This is a genomic window from Coprococcus sp. RTP21428st1_C9_RTP21428_210409 (assembly GCF_040227395.1).
Lineage (GTDB): Bacteria > Bacillota > Clostridia > Lachnospirales > Lachnospiraceae > Coprococcus > Coprococcus aceti.
The window spans coordinates 1-21,995 of the sequence record NZ_JBEHVV010000048.1; the positions used below are offsets into that span (position 1 = coordinate 1).

At 45.9% G+C, this 21,995-nt stretch carries 19 protein-coding genes, 1 tRNA gene, 2 pseudogenes and 1 riboswitch; all 22 genes and pseudogenes read left to right on the plus strand.

The features are described 5' to 3' along the window. Positions 1-1,128, plus strand: a pseudogene (locus ABUA34_RS09780) (tetratricopeptide repeat protein); the annotation flags it as partial. A 92-nt stretch (positions 1,129-1,220) separates the two neighbouring features. Then, the gene (locus ABUA34_RS09785) at positions 1,221-1,712 is read left to right on the plus strand and encodes a hypothetical protein (protein ID WP_015533284.1); all 492 of its coding nucleotides are present in this window, start codon (positions 1,221-1,223) and stop codon (positions 1,710-1,712) included. Positions 1,713-1,829: 117 nt separating this feature from the next. Further along, on the plus strand, positions 1,830-3,110 hold the full coding sequence (locus tag ABUA34_RS09790; RefSeq protein WP_349823229.1) for a DUF8612 domain-containing protein: 1,281 nt from the start codon (positions 1,830-1,832) through the stop codon (positions 3,108-3,110). Positions 3,111-3,139: 29 nt separating this feature from the next. Further along, positions 3,140-3,212: transfer RNA gene (locus ABUA34_RS09795), tRNA-Thr, on the plus strand. 74 nt (positions 3,213-3,286) lie between these two features. After that, a complete protein-coding gene (locus ABUA34_RS09800) occupies positions 3,287-3,832 on the plus strand; it encodes a DUF5662 family protein (RefSeq protein WP_015533282.1) in 546 nt (181 codons plus the stop codon). A gap of 11 nt (positions 3,833-3,843) precedes the next feature. Next, entirely contained in the window at positions 3,844-7,428 is a 3,585-nt protein-coding gene (locus ABUA34_RS09805) for a DNA polymerase III subunit alpha (protein WP_349823230.1), read from the plus strand. 26 nt (positions 7,429-7,454) lie between these two features. Then, complete coding sequence (locus tag ABUA34_RS09810; protein WP_117875403.1) at positions 7,455-8,261, plus strand: TrmH family RNA methyltransferase; 807 nt, start codon at positions 7,455-7,457, stop codon at positions 8,259-8,261. 82 nt (positions 8,262-8,343) lie between these two features. Beyond that, on the plus strand, positions 8,344-8,976 hold the full coding sequence (locus tag ABUA34_RS09815) for a single-stranded DNA-binding protein (protein ID WP_349823231.1): 633 nt from the start codon (positions 8,344-8,346) through the stop codon (positions 8,974-8,976). 121 nt (positions 8,977-9,097) lie between these two features. Next, a riboswitch (Lysine riboswitch) is annotated at positions 9,098-9,270 on the plus strand. Positions 9,271-9,357: 87 nt separating this feature from the next. Beyond that, positions 9,358-10,242 (plus strand): 4-hydroxy-tetrahydrodipicolinate synthase, encoded by an 885-nt coding sequence (gene dapA / locus ABUA34_RS09820; protein ID WP_117875402.1) that lies wholly within the window; start codon positions 9,358-9,360, stop codon positions 10,240-10,242. A gap of 212 nt (positions 10,243-10,454) precedes the next feature. After that, positions 10,455-11,210 carry a 4-hydroxy-tetrahydrodipicolinate reductase gene (gene dapB, locus ABUA34_RS09825; protein WP_022216597.1) on the plus strand — a complete coding sequence of 252 codons (756 nt, stop codon included), beginning with the start codon at positions 10,455-10,457 and terminating at the stop codon, positions 11,208-11,210. Positions 11,211-11,218: 8 nt separating this feature from the next. After that, positions 11,219-11,584: a DUF6145 family protein gene (locus ABUA34_RS09830; RefSeq protein WP_349823232.1), complete on the plus strand. Its 366-nt coding sequence runs from the start codon at positions 11,219-11,221 to the stop codon at positions 11,582-11,584. Between the two features lie 37 nt (positions 11,585-11,621). After that, positions 11,622-12,389 (plus strand): type III pantothenate kinase, encoded by a 768-nt coding sequence (locus ABUA34_RS09835; RefSeq protein WP_015533274.1) that lies wholly within the window; start codon positions 11,622-11,624, stop codon positions 12,387-12,389. Positions 12,390-12,437: 48 nt separating this feature from the next. Further along, entirely contained in the window at positions 12,438-13,406 is a 969-nt protein-coding gene (dusB, locus tag ABUA34_RS09840; RefSeq protein ID WP_022216595.1) for a tRNA dihydrouridine synthase DusB, read from the plus strand. 310 nt (positions 13,407-13,716) lie between these two features. Next, positions 13,717-14,574: a 3D domain-containing protein gene (locus tag ABUA34_RS09845; protein WP_015533272.1), complete on the plus strand. Its 858-nt coding sequence runs from the start codon at positions 13,717-13,719 to the stop codon at positions 14,572-14,574. A 225-nt stretch (positions 14,575-14,799) separates the two neighbouring features. Beyond that, the gene (gene thrC / locus ABUA34_RS09850) at positions 14,800-16,287 is read left to right on the plus strand and encodes a threonine synthase (protein WP_022216593.1); all 1,488 of its coding nucleotides are present in this window, start codon (positions 14,800-14,802) and stop codon (positions 16,285-16,287) included. Between the two features lie 201 nt (positions 16,288-16,488). After that, complete coding sequence (queD, locus tag ABUA34_RS09855; RefSeq protein WP_055143848.1) at positions 16,489-16,908, plus strand: 6-carboxytetrahydropterin synthase QueD; 420 nt, start codon at positions 16,489-16,491, stop codon at positions 16,906-16,908. 62 nt (positions 16,909-16,970) lie between these two features. After that, positions 16,971-17,675, plus strand: a complete 705-nt coding sequence (gene queE, locus ABUA34_RS09860; protein WP_349823233.1) for a putative 7-carboxy-7-deazaguanine synthase QueE — start codon at positions 16,971-16,973, stop codon at positions 17,673-17,675. Between the two features lies 1 nt (position 17,676). Continuing rightward, the gene (gene folE, locus ABUA34_RS09865) at positions 17,677-18,270 is read left to right on the plus strand and encodes a GTP cyclohydrolase I FolE (RefSeq protein WP_022216590.1); all 594 of its coding nucleotides are present in this window, start codon (positions 17,677-17,679) and stop codon (positions 18,268-18,270) included. 99 nt (positions 18,271-18,369) lie between these two features. Then, the gene (gene queC / locus ABUA34_RS09870; RefSeq protein ID WP_349818429.1) at positions 18,370-19,047 is read left to right on the plus strand and encodes a 7-cyano-7-deazaguanine synthase QueC; all 678 of its coding nucleotides are present in this window, start codon (positions 18,370-18,372) and stop codon (positions 19,045-19,047) included. A gap of 39 nt (positions 19,048-19,086) precedes the next feature. Beyond that, a complete protein-coding gene (locus ABUA34_RS09875) occupies positions 19,087-20,001 on the plus strand; it encodes a diacylglycerol/lipid kinase family protein (protein ID WP_022216588.1) in 915 nt (304 codons plus the stop codon). Positions 20,002-20,020: 19 nt separating this feature from the next. Continuing rightward, a complete protein-coding gene (gene glmM / locus ABUA34_RS09880; protein ID WP_055223692.1) occupies positions 20,021-21,376 on the plus strand; it encodes a phosphoglucosamine mutase in 1,356 nt (451 codons plus the stop codon). Positions 21,377-21,765: 389 nt separating this feature from the next. Then, a pseudogene (locus tag ABUA34_RS09885) lies at positions 21,766-21,995 on the plus strand (amidophosphoribosyltransferase); the annotation flags it as partial.

Consider the following 21,995-nt stretch of genomic DNA (forward strand, 5'->3'; position numbering starts at 1 on the left):
GCCAGAGAGAACGGTATTCAGGAGGCTGAGGGCTATATCAAGGATCTTGAGGATCTCAAGGGAGAGGACCTTCAGACAGCCGTTGAGAAGTGGGAGCGTGCAGTGGAGGCCGGAAGCGAGTCAGCGGCTATCAAGATAGCCATGATGAAGCAGAGACAGATCTTCTACATTGCAACACCATATGAGATTGAGAAGGCTTATCTTGAGGCACTTGGCCTTGGAAGCGCCCGTGCCGGATATGAGCTCGGAAGAATCTATCAGGTACAGGAGAAGCAGGATAACTACAGGGGCGAAATCAAGAGTATCAAGTATTTCGAGAAGGCGTTCAATGCGAACTTCGATGACTGGGATAAGGAGAACCTGTTCAAGGTCATCAATTACAAGGTTGAGAAGGGTCTGGCAAACGACGAGGCCATCAAGTTGTACATAGAGAATGCAAGTATGGGATATGTTCCGGCTATAGAGAAACTTATCGGACTTGTGCCTACAACTACCCAGCAGATATGGAGCCTGTATGACGCTCTTATCGATCTTGCTGAGACCGGCGATGAGTCAGCGATAGTTGCCATGAACAAGCTGGAGATGAACTATGTAGACCTCATACTCAGAGAGCCGGCCAAGGGACAGAAGGTTGTGGAGAACAAGTTCTTCAGACTCTGTGTTCCAAAGGAGTGTAACTCAGTCATCAACGATGACGGCGGTACTATCAAGATGGCTGATTCAGTCGTTGAGTTTGCAGTTGCTGAGATGCCTGTCAATGCTACGGCAGAGCAGGATTACCTGAAGATCTACAAGCTGATAGTTTCAGAGTATCTGCCTGATGAGAATGCGGATGTGATCATTGCAAACTCAAGAATGATCGGATCTGCAATAAGGGCTTCAAAGGATAACGTACATACATTCAGCATCCTTCTGATAAGCTCCAAGAACCAGTACATATTCAAGCTGAGTTCCAAGGACAGGCGTCAGATGATGCAGTTCAAGGATGTCGTAGTTGCAATAGCCAAGTCTCTTGTTGAGACAGGTGAGATCTACAAGGCGACAGAGGAGGGCAAGAAGAACATCGGTCTTGCATTCCTGCTGAAGGCTAATGAGAGTGGATTCCTGTCGATCGGCAAAGGCGAGTAATACAACAGGATATCAATTAGATCAGAATGATCCCGGAGGACATATCTCCTCCGGGTTTTTTACCCCATAGGGATAGAGAAAGGGAGCATATTATGCCGGGACTTAACAAGAGAGAGCTCACGAGCAAGCCTTTGAGAATGGATTCCAGAATGGCGAGGGATTTGGAGAGATTATCTGATTATACCGGTTATTCTCAGAATGAGATCATTCTCATGTCCATAAAGAAATATCTCTTTGAAAATCGTGGGTATTTCCTGCGGGATATGGTTGAGGAGAAATGCCTTTTGCGCATTGAGAAGGAAGTAAGGATCATGCGTGGAGAGACCCATCTGAAGTATGGAGACATGACGGTGGATGTGGTGAAGTCAGAGAATGCAAATGGTAATATCAACTTATATGTAGCGACTATAAGACTTCGTAATAAGCTTGGAGAGATATTCTATGAGGATGTACAGGAGCTGGATATGTCGGGAAAAGACTGGGAATATTATAAGGAGTTCCTGTATGAGGTTGTGATGAAGTATATGGATATCGATGAACCAGCACTTAAGACGTATTTCAGGGAAAAATTCCTGTATGAATAGTATAAAGTGATAAAAAATCAGAGAGTGCAATGATATGGGTTTAACTATTTACATTGCAAATTTTTAGTGGTATCCTATAATAGATTTGGAAAAAGTGGTCGAATCGAGGTGAGATGCTTGTTTAGAAATGTTATGAATGACCTTGCAACATGGTATGAGACCGGAGCGGATAAGATTGCAGTTGTCCGTGGTGGCAAGTTTGTTGGCAAGACATGGGCTGTGGCTGATTTTGCCATGGGATTTTTTGAGGATCATATAATAATAGATATGGACAAGTATCCGGACTTTGCCGCATATGCAGCAAAGGAGAGGAGGCCGGAGAAGCTTCATGCCAAGCTTACAACGTCGCTTGACAAGTATGATTTCAAGGATAAGCTTCTTATATTTGACAATGCGCAGAACTGTGTGGGACTGCTCGGCAACCTTGTTGAGTACAGCAGATACAATACTGACTGCAGGATCTGTGTCATTGCGACATCCTGTGGACCAATCCCGGGAGAGGAAGAGTGCCAGGGTGACATATGCGTATATGAGATGATGCCTATGAACTTTGAGGAATTCCTGAAAGCGGGAAAGGGCAGAAAGCTCTGTGCATTTATAGAGAACCAGAAGATCACACCGATGCCGGATGAGGTCAGGGACAGCGTCCAGACAATGCTTGAGACTTTCTTCGTGACCGGAGGAATGCCGGAGGCGGTGGATGAATATTATAAGACAGGAGATCTCAGAAGAGTTGATGTGGTTTTGAAGTCTATACTTGACAGAACTACTGAATATCTGATAAACTCCACTCCGAAGAGATATCTTACCAAGGTCATGGCGATATGGAACAGTATTCCGGTTCAGCTTACCAAGGAGAACAAGAAGTTCATGTATGGATACGTTGATCCGAAGGCCCGTGCCAGGGAGTACGAGGCGTCAGTTGATCAGATCGTCAGGATGGGCGTTGTGCGTCAGGTGTACAGAGTCAGGAATGGAGTGCTTCCTCTGGCAAACCAGAAGGATGACAAGTCATTTGAGCTGTATCATCTTGATCATGGTCTGCTCAGGGTCATGGCTGGTATTCTGGTTCAGGATATTGACACAGATAATGTTCTTGATATGATGGATGGAGTTATAGCAGAGCAGTACGCTCTTGCAGAGCTGTATGTGAACAGGAGTATCGGTGATCTGTATTTCTGGATCTCATCGGCCACAGCGAAGGTTGATTTCGTGTATGAGGGCGATGGAGAGGTCATTCCAGTGGATGTTCAGACAAGTCCGCACACCAAGGCCCAGAGCTCCAGAGTATTCAAACAGAGATATGACAATCAGACTTCAGTGAGGATATCTACAGATGACATGTTTGTCGATAAAGGATTGGTAAATATACCGCTATATGGTATCTGGTGTTTCTAACCGATAGCGTATGGTAGTAATTTATAGATGCCGAAATAGCTCAGTTGGTAGAGCAACGCATTCGTAATGCGTGGGTCGAGGGTTCGAGTCCCTTTTTCGGCTTCAATATTGAGGAAGGCTGCCTGCAAAAGTTTTTGCGGCAGCCTTTTGTACTCAGTGGGAAAGGACGGGATGATATGGATGCTCCAAAATGGTACAGACATTTGAAAACCATAAACAGACATAAGAGAATGGTCATGCATAACTGCTTTAAGTGCGGATTATACTGGCAGGGGCTTGTGCACGATCTGTCAAAGTATTCGTGGACTGAGTTCTCAGTCGGGGCAAAGTATTATCAGGGAACAAGAAGCCCGAATGATGCGGAGCGCGAGAGCAAGGGATATTCAAGCGCATGGCTGCACCACAAGGGAAGAAACAAGCACCATCTGGAATACTGGGTAGATTACAGTGTTGACAGGAACTGTGTGGAGCTGGTGGGGATGCGCATGCCGGAGAAGTACGTTGTGGAGATGTTCTGCGACAGGGTGGCTGCCAGCAAGAATTATAATGGTGATAAGTATACGGATTCATTTCCGCTTGAGTATTATCTGAGGGGCAGATCCAGACATCATCTGCACCCTGAATCGGCGGATCTGCTGGAGGACATGCTAACGACTCTGGCTGAGAAGGGCGAAGATTATACATTTGACTATATAAGGCGGGAGATACTGCATAACAAATAAGGAGGAGACATATGGAGTTTACACATCTGCATGTGCATACAGGCTACAGTCTGCTGGACGGTGCGGCGAAGATAGACGGACTTGTGCGCAGGGCAAAGGAACTGGGATATGATTCCCTCGCAATAACGGATCACGGCGTCATGTACGGTGTTATAGAGTTCTATGAGACTTGTCTCAGAGAGGGGATAAAACCTATTCTCGGATGTGAGGTGTATGTCAGTCCGGGATCACGATTTGACAGGGAAGTTGGAAAAGGTGATGACAGATATTATCACCTCGTCCTTCTGGCGGAGAATGATCTGGGATATCACAATCTGTCCAAGATCGTGACCAGAGGATTTACCGAGGGCTTTTACTATAAGCCGAGGGTCGATATGGAGGTGCTGGAGAAGTACCATGAGGGAATTATAGCGCTCAGCGCCTGTCTTGCCGGTGAGGTTGCGACAAAGCTCAGAAAGGGCGACTATGACGGTGCGAAGGAGACTGCGATAAGATACAGGAATATATTTGGCGAGGAAAACTATTTTCTGGAGATGCAGGATCACGGAATACCTGAGCAGGCAACTGTGAATGCGGGGATCATGCGTCTGTCAAAGGAACTGGGTATCCCTATGGTCGTGACAAATGATTCGCACTACATCTATGCCGAGGACTGGGAGGCACATGATGTTCTCCTGTGTATACAGACTAACCACAAGGTTCAGGACGAGAACAGAATGCGCTATGAGGGAGGTCAGTTCTACCTCAAATCAAAGGAGGAGATGGCTGAGCTGTTCCCATATGCCCTGGAGGCTCTGGAGAATACACATAAGATCGCAGAGCGGTGTAATGTGAATATCGTATTTGGCGAGCAGAAGGTTCCGAGATTCGATGTGCCGGAGGGATATACCGCGGAGGAATATCTGGATCATTTGGTATATGAGGGTATGGAGAAAAAGTACGGACTTACATATGAGGAGTCCGGTAAGATGGCCGAGGGAACCCACGGCTACGAGGTCAGACAGAGAATAGATTATGAGCTGTCTGTCATAAAGAGCATGGGATTTGTGGATTATTTCCTGATAGTGTGGGATTTCATTCATTTTGCAAAATCGCAGGGAATCGCAGTTGGACCTGGAAGAGGTTCGGCGGTTGGCAGTGTGGTTGCTTACTGTCTGGATATAACGACAATTGAGCCTTTGCAGTACAACCTTCTCTTCGAGAGATTCCTGAACCCGGAGCGAGTATCCATGCCGGATATTGATATAGATTTCTGTTATATCAGACGTCAGGAGGTTATCGACTACTGTGTAAGGAAATATGGCGAGGAGTGCGTGACACAGATAATAGCATATCAGACCATGGGCGCAAGAAACGTCATAAGAGACGTTGGAAGAGCCATGGATCTCCCGTATGCGGTGTGTGATTCCCTTGCAAAGGCAATACCTGCAGAGAAGGATATGACTATAGATATAGCACTCAAGACGAGCAAGGATTTCAGGGATATGTACGAGGGCTCGGACGAGATCAAGAAGCTTGTGGATATAGCCAGAAAGCTTGAGGGACTCCCTAGAAATGCAGGAATGCATGCGGCGGGAGTGGTTATAGGCCGTGAAGCCATAGAGGAGTACGCGCCTTTGTCAGTCGGAGCCGAGGGCGCGGTGGTAACCCAGTTTGAGAAGAACACGGTGGAGCATCTGGGAATGCTCAAGATGGACTTCCTGGGACTCCGTACGGCGACTGTTGTGCAGGATACAGTCAAGCTGGTCAAGCAGACAACAGGCAAGGATATAGACATAGACAATATAGATTACGATGATCCGAATATACTTGGACTCATGGGACAGGGAAAGACCGAGGGTATGTTCCAGCTCGAAAGTGAGGGCATGAGAAACTTCATGATGAAGCTGAAGCCGCAGAGTCTGGACGATGTAATTGCCGGTGTTGCTCTGTTTAGACCGGGTCCTATGCAGTTCATAGACGACTACATCAGGGGCAAGGAGAACCGTGAGCTGGTTCACTATGATACCCCTGAGCTTGAGGAGATACTTGAGCCGACTTACGGATGTATCATTTACCAGGAGCAGGTAATGCAGATCGTTATGAAGCTGGCGGGCTATACGCTGGGAAGAAGTGACCTTGTGCGCCGAGCCATGGCGAAGAAGAAGCCTGAGGAGATGGAGAAGGAGCGTCATAACTTTGTGTACGGCAACAAGGAGCTCAATGTTCCGGGATGTGTGGCAAATGGAATCTCGGAGACCGTGGCAAATAAGATATTTGACGAGATGATGAAGTTCGCGGAGTACGCATTTAACAAGTCCCACTCCGTGGCATATGCGGTACTTGCGGCGCAGACAGCGTACCTGAAGTATTACTATCCGGTGGAGTTCATGGCTGCGCTGATGTCATCGGTAATTGACAACAATGGCAAGGTTGCAAAGTATATAAGCGTGTGCAAGCAGATGGGTGTTGAGGTGCTCCCTCCGGATATAAATGAGGGAGTGGCAAAGTTCTCCATAAGCAACGGCAAGATAAGATACGGCCTCTCCGGTATCAAGAGTGTCGGAGGCGCTGTTGTCGACAGGATAGAGGCGGAGAGAACCAAGAATGGACCGTTTAAGGATCTCAGGAATTTCCTCACAAGGATGCCTTCAAAGGATACAAATAAGAAAACTGTGGAAGCTCTGATACTCAGCGGTGCATTTGATGATATGGGAGCAAACAGAAAGCAGATGATGATGGCTCTTCCGGCCATAGCGGAGGAAGCAGCAAGGGAGAGAAAGAGCAGGGAGTCCGGGCAGATGTCTCTGTTTGATCTGATGGGAGACGATTTTGTGCAGAGCAATCTTGTACCTTACCCTGATGTGGAGGAGTATTCGGATCAGGAGAAGCTGGCGCTTGAGAAGTCTGTGCTCGGAGTGTATATATCGGGACATCCGCTTGGCAAATATATCGAGCTTATGCAGAGAACATGCACGGCTCAGGCGACGGATTTCGTGGTGGACACCGAGGATGACGATGAGATGAGCCGTGATCAGGGTGACGGAGATGGACAGAAGCTTCAGGACAATGCAATGTATGTCATCGGCGGACTCATATCAAGGGTGACGGTGAAGCTCACCAAGAACAATCAGAATATGGCGTATGTGACGATAGAGGATCTGGTCGGACAGGTCGAGGTTATAGTATTCCCGAGGGATTTCGAGAAGTTCAGGGACAGACTTCTGGTGGATTCCAGAGTGTTTGTCAGGGGCAGGGCGAATCTCGGTGAGAAGGAAAACAAGCTCATATTGTCGGATATGATAAGCTTTGAGGAGGCAGAAGGTGGCAAGAGCTTTCAGTCGGGGAAGCCATGGAACAACAGACAGAAGCCTGTTCAGAGCAACAGCCAGCTCTGGGTATTGTTCGATGATGTGGACGAATACATGAAGAACGAGTTTGCATTTATGTCGATCCTTGAGGAGTACAAGGGCACATGTCCGGTGTACGTGCAGCTCAAGAAGTCCAGACAGGCGAAGAATATGGGCCGGGGATTCTGTGTGGATGAGAATTCCGGCGTGGTGTACGCGCTCCAGATGGAATACGGCAAAGACAGGGTATTGCTCAGAAAAGTGTGACAGAAATACCGCAAAAGGAGAAAAAAGTGGAAGTAATTACAGCAAACAGTAATCCGAGGATAAAGGAACTTAATAAGCTGAACAAGGATGCAAAGCTCAGAAAGGACAGAGACGTGTTCGTGGTCGAGGGGATACGCATGTTCAGGGAGCTTCCGCTTCAGAATGTTCAGGATGTGTATCTGTCGGAGAGTGCGCTTAAGGAATACAGGGATGAATTCAAGAGCATGGGTGTGCTTGATGGCAGGAATACCTGGATACTCAGCGACGGAGTGTTCGCAGGGGTGTCACAGACCAAGACTCCACAGGGGTGTATGGCTGTGGTGAAATGCATGCATTATCAGCTTGATTCCGTGCTCGGCAGGAATGACAGAGAGACATTTCTTGTGCTGGATACGCTCCAGGATCCCGGAAATATGGGAACTATATTCAGAAGCGCCGAGGCAGCAGGTGTGACCGCCGTGCTTATAGGAAAAGGTTCATGCGATCCGTACAATCCGAAGGTAGTCAGATCGACGATGGGTGCCATATTCAGGGTGCCATTTGTCATGTGCGATGACCTGCCCGGGACCGTGGAGGAGCTGAGACGGTCAGGCGTTGTGGTGTACGGAGCACATCTGGACGGCGACGATCTCTACGACATAGGATTCCCGGACAGGGTGGCGTTCCTCATAGGAAATGAGGGAAATGGCCTGACGGATGAGGTGGCGTGCAGAGCCGACAGACTTCTCAGGATTCCGATGGAGGGCAAAGTCGAATCGCTGAACGCTGCAATATCGGCGACTCTTTTGTCGTATGAGGTAATGAGACAGCGAAAGAGAGACCGACAAAACTAGATTAAACAAGACAGCATATTTTTGTACTGCGTGGCATAACTTTTAAAGTATGCAAAAGTTTGTTATAACGGAGGGAGAAAATATGACTGAAAAAACATTAAACAACAATCAGGTAGTGGTGGCAGGAGAGATAGCATCAGAGTTCGTGTTCAGCCACGAGATATTTGGCGAGGGCTTCTATATGGTGGATCTCATCGTCAGCAGACTCAGCGATGCTTACGATACTATTCCGCTCATGGTGTCTGACAGACTGTTCGATGTGAACGAATCCCACATAGGGGAGCGCATCATGGCAAAGGGACAGTTCAGGTCATACAACAAGCATGAGGAGACCAGAAACCGCCTTATACTGTCTGTGTTTGTGAGAGAGATCGAGACCATCGACGAGGATGATGCTGAGGAGGAGACCAGACCAAATCAGATCTATCTTGACGGTTACATATGTAAGGCACCTGTGTACAGGATGACGCCCCTTGGAAGGGAGATCGCGGATGTGCTGCTGGCGGTCAACAGAGCATACGGCAAGAGCGATTACATACCATGTATCTGCTGGGGCAGAAATGCGAGATTTGCCGGAAAGCTCCAGGTAGGAGAGCATGTGGCCATCTGGGGAAGGATCCAGAGCAGGGAGTATCAGAAGCGTATCGACAATGATCAGGTGATCAGCAAGGTGGCATACGAGGTGTCTGTGAGCAAGATGGAATGTCTTGAATGATATTTCATAAGGAGGGGCCCACGTCAGTGGGAGGAACCCTTGTGAAGCACGCAGTAAAATATATGGTTGACATGGCCTGGATGCGGTGATATAGTAGCACTATCTAAGATTAAACTGAATACAATATAGTAGAGGCGCGGGATTAATGATTAAGCAGGCTGATGCATGTGGATGCAGAAGATGCCTGACGAAAGGGAAGACCGCCGAAGTGATGGATATTCCACAGGATCTGTTGCTGGTTGTGCAGTTAAGAACTGTATGACTGTCATCTGAGGATGGAGAGCTACTTGTAAGAATGAGATGTTTTTATGGGTTGGCTTTTTGCCAGCCCATTTTTATGCTATATTGTATCGACTATTTATTTTTAAGGAGGACGACAATATGTCAATTTTTACCGGTTCAGCAGTTGCACTTGTAACACCATTTCTTGAAAATGGAGATGTGGATTATGATAAGCTCAAGGAGCTCGTGGAGTTTCATGTAGCACACAAGACGGATGCCATAGTTATCTGCGGAACAACAGGCGAGGCTTCAACACTGTCACACGAGGAGCATCTTGAGTGCGTGAAGAAGTGTGTAGAGTTCGCTGATCACAGAATAAAGGTAATAGCAGGAACAGGTTCAAACTGTACTGCAACAGCAATATATCTCTCAACAGAGGCAGAGAGCTACGGAGTGGACGGTCTGCTCGTGGTTACACCATATTACAACAAGGCTACACAGAAGGGCCTCATCGCACACTTCACAGCCGTTGCAAATTCAGTAAATGTGCCTATAATCCTTTACAATGTGCCATCACGTACAGGCTGCAATATCCAGCCGGAGACAGCAGTATATCTTGCACAGAATGTTGAGAACATTGTCGGTATCAAGGAAGCTTCAGGTAATATAAGCCAGGTCGTAAAGCTTGCAAGTCTTTCAAAGGGATGCATAGATATCTACTCAGGAAATGACGATCAGGTTGTACCTCTTCTCTCACTTGGCGGAAAGGGAGTTATCTCAGTAACAGCCAATATAATCCCTGAGGACGTACACGATATGGTTCAGAAATATCTTGACGGAGATGTTCAGGGAAGCCTTGATCTTCAGCTTAAGGCCATCGACCTCTGCAACGCACTGTTCTGCGAGGTCAATCCAATACCTGTCAAGAAGGCTGTAGAGCTTCTTGGTATGTGTGATGGAACAATGAGAATGCCGCTCACTGAGATGGAGCCACAGAACGTGGAGAAGCTCAAGAAGGCAATGGAAGAGTACGGAGTTCTCTAGGACTGTAATTATCATAGAAACAATACAGATGTCTGCGGTCTCAACTGGCTGCAGACATTTTTATTTGCCGAGGTGGATATAAACGTTGCACAATGGACAGCAAATGTGTAAAATGGAGTACATGTTGAAATATATGCGCATGTCAGCGTGCATAGACCACACAAAAGACGACAACAAATGACAAAGCTTATATATATGGAGGATAGACAGACATGGTAAAGATCATAATGCATGGTTGCAATGGAAAGATGGGACAGGTAATAACAGGTATCGTTGCAGGCGATCCTGATGCCGAGATCGTAGCGGGAATAGATGTTGTGGACAACAGGGATAACGGATATCCGGTATTTACAGATATAGATGCCTGCGATGTCGAGGCTGATGTCATCATAGATTTTGCAGCGGCTGTAGCTGTTGACAAGCTCCTCGATTACGGTGTGAGGACACAGACTCCTATAGTTCTCTGTACAACAGGTCTCTCAGATGAGCAGCTTGCAAAGGTAAAGGAGTGCAGTGCAAAGGTTGCCATACTCAAGTCAGCGAACATGTCACTGGGAATCAATACACTCATGAAGCTTCTGAAGGATGCTGCGAAGGTATTCTCACCAGCCGGATATGATATAGAGATAGTTGAGAAGCATCACAACCAGAAGGTGGATGCTCCATCCGGAACAGCTCTTGCTCTTGCTGATTCAATCAATGAGGCATGCAATGAGCAGTATGAGTATGTGTACGACAGAAGCCAGGTGAGAAAGAAGAGAGATAAGAAGGAGCTCGGAATCTCTGCTGTCAGAGGCGGCACTATAGTTGGAGAGCATGAGGTGATATTTGCAGGTATTGATGAGGTTATAGAGTTCAAGCACACTGCATACTCCAAGTCAGTATTTGCAAAGGGTGCTGTTGAGGCAGGAAAGTTCCTCAAGGGCAAGCCTGCAGGAATGTATGATATGGCGGACGTTATAGGATAGGAGCGGTTATGGAGATTTCAACCAGGACAGAGGATGGCGAGATTGTTCTGTGCGCCAGCTCGATATATAATCAGAAGTTTTATCTGAACAAGGAATTTTCAAAGCTTCCTGATGAGATAAAGGACGAGCTTCACGCCATGTGTGGAGCGTTTACACAGGAGGTCGGAGGAATATTTATGTTGGTGTTTGACGACGCCGGCAATCTGAAGATACAGACGAGGGCACTTGAGGATGACCTGTTATTTGACGACATAGGATGCGGACTCAAGGTCAAGAAGCTGCAGAATGAAAAGAAGGAGCTGTTCCAGAGTCTGGAGCTGTTCTATAAGATATTTATACAGGGTGTTGACATTAACAGTCTTGTAAATGAATGATATAAAATAATTGGAAGATCAGGAAGGAAAAAAGGGCATGTTATTTGCTATTGATGCTGGAAATACAAATATTACGATAGGACTGTTTGACGGAGAACGCCTGGAGAAGACCTTCAGGATGACCACCGGGATATCGAGAACATCGGATGAGTACGGAGTATTTCTGTGCGACTGGCTCAGAATGAGACAGTTGTCAACTGATGTTATAGATGAAGTTATAATCGCTTCGGTTGTTCCGAAGATCATGCATTCCCTGGTGAATGGCATAAAGAAATATTTTGGAATAACACCACTCATAGTTGAGCCGGGAATAAAGACGGGGATCAATATAGCGCTGCCAAACCCGAAGCAGCTTGGAGCTGACAGAATAGTTGACGCAGTTGCGGCTTATCATATGTATGGCGGACCGGTTCTCACGGTGGACTTTGGAACTGCCACAACGTACGACCTCATCAATGCCGATGGCGTGTTTGAGGCTGAGGTCACATCGCCGGGTATAAGGCTTATTGCAAATGCTCTGTGGACGGGAACAGCCAAGCTTCCTGAGATAGAGATAAAGGTGCCTGAGACGATACTGTGCAAGGACACGATATCCAGTATGCAGGCCGGTGTGTGCATGGGCTATATTGGCCAGACAGAGTATATAGTGAAGAGAATGCGCAAGGAGTCAGGATACGACAACATGAAGGTCGTGGCTACCGGCGGACTTGGAAAGATGATATATGAGAACACGGACTGCATAGATGTGTATGATCCGGATCTCACACTTCACGGACTCAGACTTATCATGGACAAGCAGAAATAAGTCGAATTTTGCAAATTATATATTATTATAGAAGCAATGGAGAAATTTATGGATTTCAGAGATAAATTGATCCTGGCGCCGATGGCTGGTGTATGTGACCAGCCATTTCGTCTTTTATGCAAGGAACAGGGCTGTGATATCCTGTACAGCGAGATGGTGAGCGCCAAGGCGATATATTATAAAAATAAGAACACGAAGCCGCTTCTGGCTATGGATGAGCGGGAGAAGCCATTTGGGCTGCAGCTCTTTGGCTCTGATCCTGAGATCATGGCGGAGATGGCAAAGAGGATAGAGAGCAACGGTTATTCGTTCATAGATGTAAATATGGGCTGCCCTGTGCCGAAGGTGGTCAACAATGGAGAGGGATCTGCGCTGATGAAGGATCCGGTTCTTGTTGGAAGGATAGTCGAGGCCATGGCAAAAGCTATAAGTATACCGCTGACCATCAAGATAAGAAGCGGATTTGATTCAGAGCATATAAATGCGCCTGAGATAGCACATATAGCCCAGGAGAGCGGGGCTGCCGCTGTGGCGGTGCACGGAAGGACAAGGCAGCAGTATTATCAGGGACATGCGGACTGGAGCGTCATAGCCAGGGTGAAGGAGGCGTGCATCATCCCGATCATTGGCAATGGCGATATAAACACTCCTCAGGACATCATAGACATGAGGGCGCAGACGAACTGTGACGGCTTTATGATAGGAAGAGGTGCGAGGGGCAACCCGTGGATATTCCGCGATATGAAATACTACTACGAGCATGGCGAGCTGCCGGACAAGCCTGACATATATGAAGTGAAGGATATGATGCTGAGACATGCGAGACTCATGGTTGAGTTCAAGGGTGAGTACACAGGTATCCATGAGATGAGAAAGCACGTGGCATGGTACTCAGTCGGAATGTATGATTCGGCAAAGCTCAGGAGCAATGTGAACCAGGTTGAGACTTACGAGGAGCTTGAGGAACTGCTCTGTAGATGGGCTGACAGCGCACCTGAAAAAGTCATTGTGAGTTAACATAAAAACAAAAAAATGTAACAGAAAACAAAGAATTTATTAAAAACTCTAAAGTAAAAATATACAAGATGCTGATTTGTTTCAAAAATGTTACGGTACTAAAATGTGAAACATGCACAAAAATAGCATTTTAAAATGTTGCATGTTTACATTAACGGAATTAAAGATTTTATGCGGATTGTGCATGATTTACAAAAATAGCCACTTTGCTTGACCTTTCTTTTGACAGAGATTATAATAGCGTCATGAGTTAAATTTTAACGGTTTTGTAACAATTCTGAAACCGTAAAGAAATTAAGGAGAAAAGGTTATGCAAAAGTTTTCAGATTCATCACGTATGAAATCACAGAAACTAATGAAGACATCACTGAAAAGAAACGTAAAGAAGATTAGCATAGGAGCAGTACTCCTGGCAGTTGGATTTTCATCATACGCAGTTATCGCATCAGATGACAGCATGGTTTCATCCAAGGGCAAGGGAGTGTCGATCGCAGCAGCAGGTAATACATTATACGCAGACAACACAGCAGACTATGGAGAGGCAACATCATCAGTTGCACTGGCAGATGGTACTCTGTCAGATGTCAACAAGACTGGTTCAGTAGCCCTCTCAAGCAAGAAGACAGCTAAGAAGACTTCAGCCATAAGCGGTGGAGTTCAGGAGAGCACAACAGAGGCTCGTGCAACAGAGGCTGCACAGCAGGCAGCAGACACAACAAAGTCAGAGCCTACCACACAGATGAAGGTTAAGGATAAGGATAAGTCAGCAGCAGGACTTCCTGACGATCAGATATCAGTTGATCCATCAACAGAGAAGTCAACAGACGGACTTCCTGATGACAAGGTTATGTGGGTGAATGGTGAGACATCAGGTACATATCTCGGAACATTCTGGATTACGGCATATTGTCCATGCCCAATCTGCTGTGGAGAGTACAGCAACATGGATAACCCGACAACAGCTTCAGGTGCTCCTGCGGTTGAGGGTGTTACATGTGCAGCACCAAGCAACTTTGCATTTGGTACAGAGCTCATCGTGGATGGTCACACATACACAGTACAGGACAGAGGTGGAGCGATCAACGGTAATCACCTTGACATCTACTTCTCAAATCATCAGGCAGCTCTCAACTTCGCAACAGGCTACTATGATGTATATGTAAAGTAATAAAAATCAGAAATTATATACAGATATATTAAAGACCCGCCGTAAGGCGGGTTTTTAAATGCAGTGATATAAGTATTGGGAAAGTCGCACGAATGAGGAGGGCTATAGCTTGTTTTTTATAAAATGCTGTGTTATAATGCACACGATTATTTGTAAGAATACAGGTGATTCCTGAGTTTAGTACATAACGAAATGTTTAAATATATTTATTAAGGAGATTGGCAAATGGAACTTATCTACAGAAGCACAAGAAATGCAAATGAGACAGCAACAGCATCACAGGCTATACTTAAGGGACTTGCTAATGAGGGGGGCCTTTTTGTACCAGATTCTATACCAGCACTTGATGTGTCTCTGGAAGACCTTGCAAAGATGAACTATCAGCAGGTTGCATACGAGGTTATGAAGCTTATGTTCACAGACTTCACAGAGGCTGAGCTTAAGCATTGTATAGATTCAGCATATGATTCAAAGTTTGATACACCGGTTATAGCACCACTTGTGAATAAGGCAGGAGCATATTATCTTGAGCTTTTCCATGGATCAACAATAGCATTCAAGGATATGGCACTTTCAATCCTTCCATATCTTCTCACAACATCAGCAAAGAAGAATGGCGTAAAGAATGAGATTGTCATCCTCACAGCAACATCAGGTGATACAGGTAAGGCTGCCCTTGCAGGATTTGCAGATGTTCCTGGAACAAAGATAATCGTGTTCTATCCAAAGCACGGTGTAAGCCCTATTCAGGAGAAGCAGATGGTTACCCAGAAGGGAGATAATACATTTGTTGTAGGTATCACAGGAAACTTCGATGACGCTCAGACTGGCGTAAAGAAGATGTTCTCAGATGCAGAGCTTGCAAAGTACATGGATGAGAAGGGATATCAGTTTTCATCAGCAAACTCAATCAACATCGGACGTCTTGTCCCTCAGATGGTATACTATGTATACGCTTACACAAGACTTGTTGCAGACGGAACCATCAAGGCAGGCGACAAGATCAACGTGGACGTTCCAACAGGTAACTTTGGTAATATCCTTGCTGCATACTACGCAAAGGAGATGGGACTTCCAATCGCAAAGTTCATCTGTGCATCAAATGACAACAAGGTTCTGTTTGATTTCTTCCAGACAGGAACATACGATAGAAACAGAGAGTTCATACTCACAACATCACCATCGATGGATATCCTCATTTCAAGCAACCTTGAGAGACTGATATACAAGATTGCTGGCAATGATGCTGAGAAGAACTCAGAGCTTATGAAAGAACTCACAACAGATGGAGTGTACACCATCACAGACGATATGAAGGCAAAGCTTGCTGAGTTCTATGGTGGATATGCAACAGAGGCAGAGACAGCAGCTACCATCAAAAAGGTATATGAGTCAGATGATTATATCATCGATACACATACAGCAGTTGCGGCTACAGTATATGAAAAGTATGTGGCAGAGACAGGAGATAAGACACCTACAGTCATCGCGTCAACAGCAAGCCCATACAAGTTCACAAGAAGCGTTATGAACGCTATAGACGCTGAGTATGATTCCAAGACAGACTTTGAGCTTGTCGACGAGCTTGAGAAGCTCTCAGGTGTAAAGGTACCTCAGGCTATAGAGGATATCAGATCAGCAAAGGTTCTCCACGACACAGTATGTGACAAGGAGGATATGCTTGCAGAGGTTAAGGGATTCCTTAATATCTAAAGCATAGTAAGAGACATAAGCTGGTATATCTGATAGGAAATAGGCAGATATAATATACGAATAAAGCATAAATACAATATTATAGATTGACAGTTCATTAGTACCATCCTGTCACTAAACAAAACTAGGACATAAGAAGATCAGAATGTCCTATTCTGGTCTTTTTTTGTGGTGAACAGTTGGATGCTTATAGGAGGAGTTATGTATAAGTTAAAGACAAAGGCAAGTTTTGACAGCGCCCATTTTTTGAAAGATTATGACGGCAAATGCAGCAATATCCACGGACACAGATGGACGGTGGAGATCAAGGTCGGTGCGGAGACTCTTGAGAGCGATACACAGAACAGAGGAATGGTGGTTGATTTCTCCAATCTGAAGAAGGATCTGAAGGAGATTGCGGATCACTTTGACCACAGCCTTATCATGGAAACGGGAAGCCTGAAGCAGGCGACGGAGGATGCGCTGCTGGCGGAAAATCTGAGAATCGTGAAGGTTGATTTCAGACCTACTGCTGAGAATTTCGCAAAGTATATATACGATGAGATGGCAGGCCGGGGCTACAAGGTCATAGAGGCAAGTGTGTATGAGACACCGAACAACGTGGCTTCTTATTGTGAGTAAATATATATGATAGGATTCCGGTGAGAAGCTGGCAGGTCTAAAAATCTGGAAGATGTGAGAGAATGGAGAATATACACCGGGAGAAAGGAAATACAGTCGTGAGCACATACAGAGTAGTAGAGAGATTTATAAGTATCAACGGTGAGGCTGCAAGAGCCGGAGAACTTGCCGTGTTCATAAGATTTGCGGGATGCAATCTTGATTGCGGTTACTGCGATACCAAGTGGGCAAATGAGGCAGGCGTTCCTTACGAGGAACTCACAGAGGATGAGATCATCGATTATGTCAGAAGAACAAAGGTGAAGAATGTAACCCTGACAGGTGGGGAACCGCTGATACAGAAGGACATAGATAAGTTGCTCCTTGCATTTGAGCTGGAGGATGATGTAAGGGTCGAGATCGAGACAAATGGAAGTGTGGATATCGCAGAGTTCAAGGCTCTTGGGGGAAATGTATCGTACACGCTGGATTACAAATGTCCATCCAGCGGCATGGAGAATGACATGTGCCTTGCAAATTATAACTATATAGACAAGAATGATTCGGTGAAATTTGTGGTCGGTTCACAGGAGGATCTGGAAAAATGTTTTGAGATAGTTAGGGAGTATGCGCTGGATGAGAAGACGAGAGTATTCATCAGTCCTGTGTATGGCAGCATAAATCCTGCGGATATAGTGGATTTTATGATCGAGAACGATATGAATGATGTGAAGCTTCAGTTACAGCTTCACAAGTTCATTTGGGATCCGGAAGAAAGAGGTGTATAAGATGGCGATAGATAAAGAGGCTATAAAGGAACACGTAAGAGGAATATTGATTGCCCTTGGAGATGATCCTGACAGGGAGGGACTTGTAGAGACTCCTGACAGGGTTGCGCGTATGTACGAGGAAGTATTTGAGGGAATGAACTACACCAATGACGAGCTGGCCGAGATGTTCGGCAAGACATTTGCTGAGGACGGAGTGGCAAGGCAGGCCGGTGACATGGTGTTTGTCAAGGATATAGAGGTGTTCAGCTACTGTGAGCATCACATGGCGCTTATGTACGACATGAAGGTGTCAGTCGCATACATTCCAAATGGAAGAGTGCTCGGACTTTCTAAGATAGCGAGGATCGCGGATATGGTTGCGAAGAGACTTCAGCTCCAGGAGAGGATAGGCTCGGACATAGCCTACGTCATATCTAAGGCTGCGGGAACTGAGGACGTGGCGGTCATGATAGAGGCACATCACAGCTGCATGACGGCAAGGGGCATCAAGAAACCGGGAAGCAAGACCATGACTACCACTCTCAGGGGAAGATTTGAGAGCGACACAGCTCTGCAGAACAAGTTGCTGATGATGTACAATGCGGGAAGATAGTCATCGATACACTGAATTGATAATGGTGAATTGGTTTATACGGGACTGTTATAATGTGGCCTGGAATATCATATTTGATTATATATGGAGGATGAGATCATGCAGAATTTAAAGAATAAGGATGAGGCAGTTGTAGTATTCAGCGGCGGACAGGACAGCACAACGTGTCTGTTGTGGGCACTCAAGAAGTATAAGAAGGTGTACGCCGTATCATTTGACTATGGACAGAGACATGCGTTAGAGCTTGAGTGTGCTAAGGAGATCGCGGACAAATTCGGAGTGGAGCATCACATACTCGACATGAGCCTGTTGAATCAGCTTGCGCCAAATTCACTGACAAGAACAGATATGAAGGTTGACGAAAATGCACCTGAGGAGGGCACGCCGAATTCATTTGTCGATGGAAGAAATATGCTATTTCTTACATTTGTAGCAATATTTGCCAAACAGAGGGGAATATCTGATATAATAACAGGAGTGTCCCAGAGCGACTTCTCAGGATACCCGGACTGCAGGGATATATTTATCAAATCGTTAAATACAACACTTAACCTTGCAATGGACTACGAGTTTGATATAATAACACCATTGATGTGGATCGATAAGATGGAGACATGGAAGATGGCTGATGAGCTGGGCGGACTGGATGTTATCAGAGATATGACACTCACATGTTACAATGGCATCAAGGGCGAGGGCTGCGGACATTGTCCATCATGCAAGCTCCGCAAGAAGGGGTATGATCTGTACATGAAGTACAAGGAGGATCACAAGTAAATAAGCAGTATCAAAGGGAAAGGTTGTGTTATTGAAAGTATGAAGAATATGCTGTTCATCATGAATCCCAAAGCGGGTAGGACTACTCTGAAGAATTCTTTGGTGGATGTGCTGGAAGTGTTCTGCAATAACGATTACGCGGTCAGGACATATCTTACGAAATCGGCAGATGACGCAGAGAGAATTGTTCAGGAGGAAGGCGCAAACTACGATGTGATCGTATGTGCGGGGGGCGATGGAACCCTGGGCAACACAGTTACAGGATATATGAAGAGCGGGATAAGGGTTCCACTTGGATATATTCCGTGTGGCTCCACCAATGACTTTGCAAGGAGCATGGACATACCGAGAGAGACGGTTGAGGCGGCTGAGATGATAGTGAAGGCAGAGCCGTTCTCCATAGATATAGGAAGTCTGAACGACAAGAACTTTGTTTATGTCGCAGCTTTTGGAATGTTCTCAGATACATCATATGCAACGCCGCAGAATATGAAGAATATATTTGGGCATGCGGCATATGTATTGCAGGGGATAAAAAGCCTGGCAAATGTACCATCTTACAAGATGAAGGTTACAATAGACGGGGACGAGCAGGAAGGCGAGTTTATATTCGGTATGGTGTCCAACTCGGTATCCGTTGGAGGGTTTAAGAGTATAACCCGAAAAGGAGTTGAGTTCGATGACGGACTTTTTGAGGGAGTACTGATAAGGACAATGAAGACACCGGCTGATCTGGAGAGAGTGGTCAGGGCACTCCTTACAGGTGATGTGAATGAGAGGAGCATGGTTTCATTCAGGGCTCACAGGGTCAAGTTTGATGCAGAGGATCCGGTTGCATGGACATGTGATGGTGAGTTCGGCGGAGAATATAAGGAGACCAAGATACACATCCACAGGAGAGCGATAGATCTTCTGGTCGTTCAGGAAAGCGAGCAGGATGAGGTTATAGAATAATAGAATCGAGGATTTTACAATGGGTAAATATTTTGGAACAGATGGATTCAGAGGCGAGGCAAATGTAGACCTTACAGTGGAGCATGCCTATAAGGTTGGAAGATACCTTGGCTACTACTATGGCAAGCAGCATGAGGATGGGAAGGCACATGTCGTCATCGGAAAGGATACGAGACTTTCAAGCTACATGTTCGAGTATTCTCTGGTTGCGGGACTTACAGCCAGCGGAGCTGATGTATACCTGATGCATGTAACACCTACACCTAGTGTGTCTTATATAGTCCGCACAGGTGATTTTGACTGCGGTATCATGATCTCAGCCAGCCATAACCCATACTATGACAATGGAATCAAAGTAATCAATGGTCAGGGCTACAAGCTTGAGGCTGCCATCGAGAATGAGATCGAGCAGTATATAGATGGTGAGCTTGGCGAGATACCATTTGCAAAGAAGGACAGCATCGGTAAGACCACCGACTACACAATGGGAAGAAACAGATATATAGGTTATCTGCTCACGATCCCTACCAGACCTTTCAAGGGAATGAGAATTGGTCTTGACTGTGCAAATGGTGCGTCATATCTGGTTGCAAAGTCGGTGTATGACGCTCTCGGAGCAAAGACATATGTCATCAACAATGAACCAAATGGAACAAACATCAACACGGACTGTGGTTCAACACACATTGAAAAGCTTCAGGCATTTGTCAAGGAGAAGGGACTTGATGTGGGATTTGCATTTGACGGTGATGCGGACAGGTGTCTTGCAGTGGACGACAAGGGCGAGATCGTGGATGGAGACAAGATACTCTATGTCTGCGGTCGTTATCTGAAGGATAAGGGCGAGCTGAACAACAATACCATCGTCACAACTATCATGTCCAACCTTGGACTTTACAAAGCACTTGACAAGAAGGGCATCAACTATGAGAAGACGGCAGTCGGTGACAAGTACGTGTTCGAAAATATGATGGAGCATGGACATTCCATCGGCGGCGAGCAGTCAGGACATATCATCTTCTCCAAGTATGCAACAACCGGTGACGGTGTCCTCACCTCACTGATGATCATGGAGACTATACTTGGACGTAAGGTCAAGCTCTCAGAGCTGTTCCACAGCCTGACGATATATCCACAGCTCCTTGTGAATGTCAAAGTTTCAAGCAAGGATGCAGTCATGAACGATGCTGATGTGCTGAAATTGAACGATGAGATAGCAGCAGAGCTTGGAGACGACGGAAGACTTCTTCTCAGACAGAGCGGTACAGAGCCTGTCATCAGAGTTATGGTCGAGGCAGCCACAGATGAGCTGTGTGAGAAGTATGTATACAAGATGGTGGATCTCATAAAGGCAAAGGGATACGCAGTGGAGTAGAGAGTGGTATAAAAGCTCAAAAGATACAAAGTACGTAAAATTTGTATCTTTTGGGCTTTTTTCAATTCCAGGTGGAAGCCGGAAGGACTATGTGGTAACCTGCCGCGTCAGGAGAGAAGTACAGCGCGACCGGTGAGGCGGGGTTGTGACAGAGAGATGTGGATTTTCTCAAGTTTAAATAGATAAATACTTGCGAAATATACTGCTGTTGGTGAAAATGCATGAAAAAAGTGGGGTATAATCCTAAAAATGATAGAATTTATCTGTTGACATGTTGTGGTAAAACAGATAAAGTTTTATGTGGTGAAAGATATGACTGTTACCAGACATACGATGAGAATTATGTGGCCGTGACAGTTACAATAATATAACATGAGAGGCATATATTTATGAACGAATGTTTAAGATCTCATTATTATGACGAGGACGAGATGCACGAGGAGTGCGGAGTCTTCGGTATCTATGATTTCGATGGAAATGATGTGGCGAACACGATCTATTATGGTCTGTTTGCATTGCAGCACCGTGGGCAGGAGAGCTGCGGTATAGCGGTGTCAGACACTGCTGGTCCTAAGGGCAAGGTCAGCTCCTTAAAGGGCATGGGTCTTGTGAATGAGGT

Coding starts and splice junctions, on each gene's coding strand:
- ABUA34_RS09785 (WP_015533284.1), top strand. CDS start 1,221: ATGCCGGGACTTAACAAGAGAGAGCTCACGAGCAAGCCTTTGAGAATG.
- ABUA34_RS09800 (WP_015533282.1), top strand. CDS start 3,287: ATGGATGCTCCAAAATGGTACAGACATTTGAAAACCATAAACAGACAT.
- ABUA34_RS09805 (WP_349823230.1), top strand. CDS start 3,844: ATGGAGTTTACACATCTGCATGTGCATACAGGCTACAGTCTGCTGGAC.
- ABUA34_RS09815 (WP_349823231.1), top strand. CDS start 8,344: ATGACTGAAAAAACATTAAACAACAATCAGGTAGTGGTGGCAGGAGAG.
- dapA (WP_117875402.1), top strand. CDS start 9,358: ATGTCAATTTTTACCGGTTCAGCAGTTGCACTTGTAACACCATTTCTT.
- dapB (WP_022216597.1), top strand. CDS start 10,455: ATGGTAAAGATCATAATGCATGGTTGCAATGGAAAGATGGGACAGGTA.
- ABUA34_RS09830 (WP_349823232.1), top strand. CDS start 11,219: ATGGAGATTTCAACCAGGACAGAGGATGGCGAGATTGTTCTGTGCGCC.
- ABUA34_RS09835 (WP_015533274.1), top strand. CDS start 11,622: ATGTTATTTGCTATTGATGCTGGAAATACAAATATTACGATAGGACTG.
- dusB (WP_022216595.1), top strand. CDS start 12,438: ATGGATTTCAGAGATAAATTGATCCTGGCGCCGATGGCTGGTGTATGT.
- ABUA34_RS09845 (WP_015533272.1), top strand. CDS start 13,717: ATGCAAAAGTTTTCAGATTCATCACGTATGAAATCACAGAAACTAATG.
- thrC (WP_022216593.1), top strand. CDS start 14,800: ATGGAACTTATCTACAGAAGCACAAGAAATGCAAATGAGACAGCAACA.
- queD (WP_055143848.1), top strand. CDS start 16,489: ATGTATAAGTTAAAGACAAAGGCAAGTTTTGACAGCGCCCATTTTTTG.
- queE (WP_349823233.1), top strand. CDS start 16,971: ATGGAGAATATACACCGGGAGAAAGGAAATACAGTCGTGAGCACATAC.
- folE (WP_022216590.1), top strand. CDS start 17,677: ATGGCGATAGATAAAGAGGCTATAAAGGAACACGTAAGAGGAATATTG.
- queC (WP_349818429.1), top strand. CDS start 18,370: ATGCAGAATTTAAAGAATAAGGATGAGGCAGTTGTAGTATTCAGCGGC.
- ABUA34_RS09875 (WP_022216588.1), top strand. CDS start 19,087: ATGAAGAATATGCTGTTCATCATGAATCCCAAAGCGGGTAGGACTACT.
- glmM (WP_055223692.1), top strand. CDS start 20,021: ATGGGTAAATATTTTGGAACAGATGGATTCAGAGGCGAGGCAAATGTA.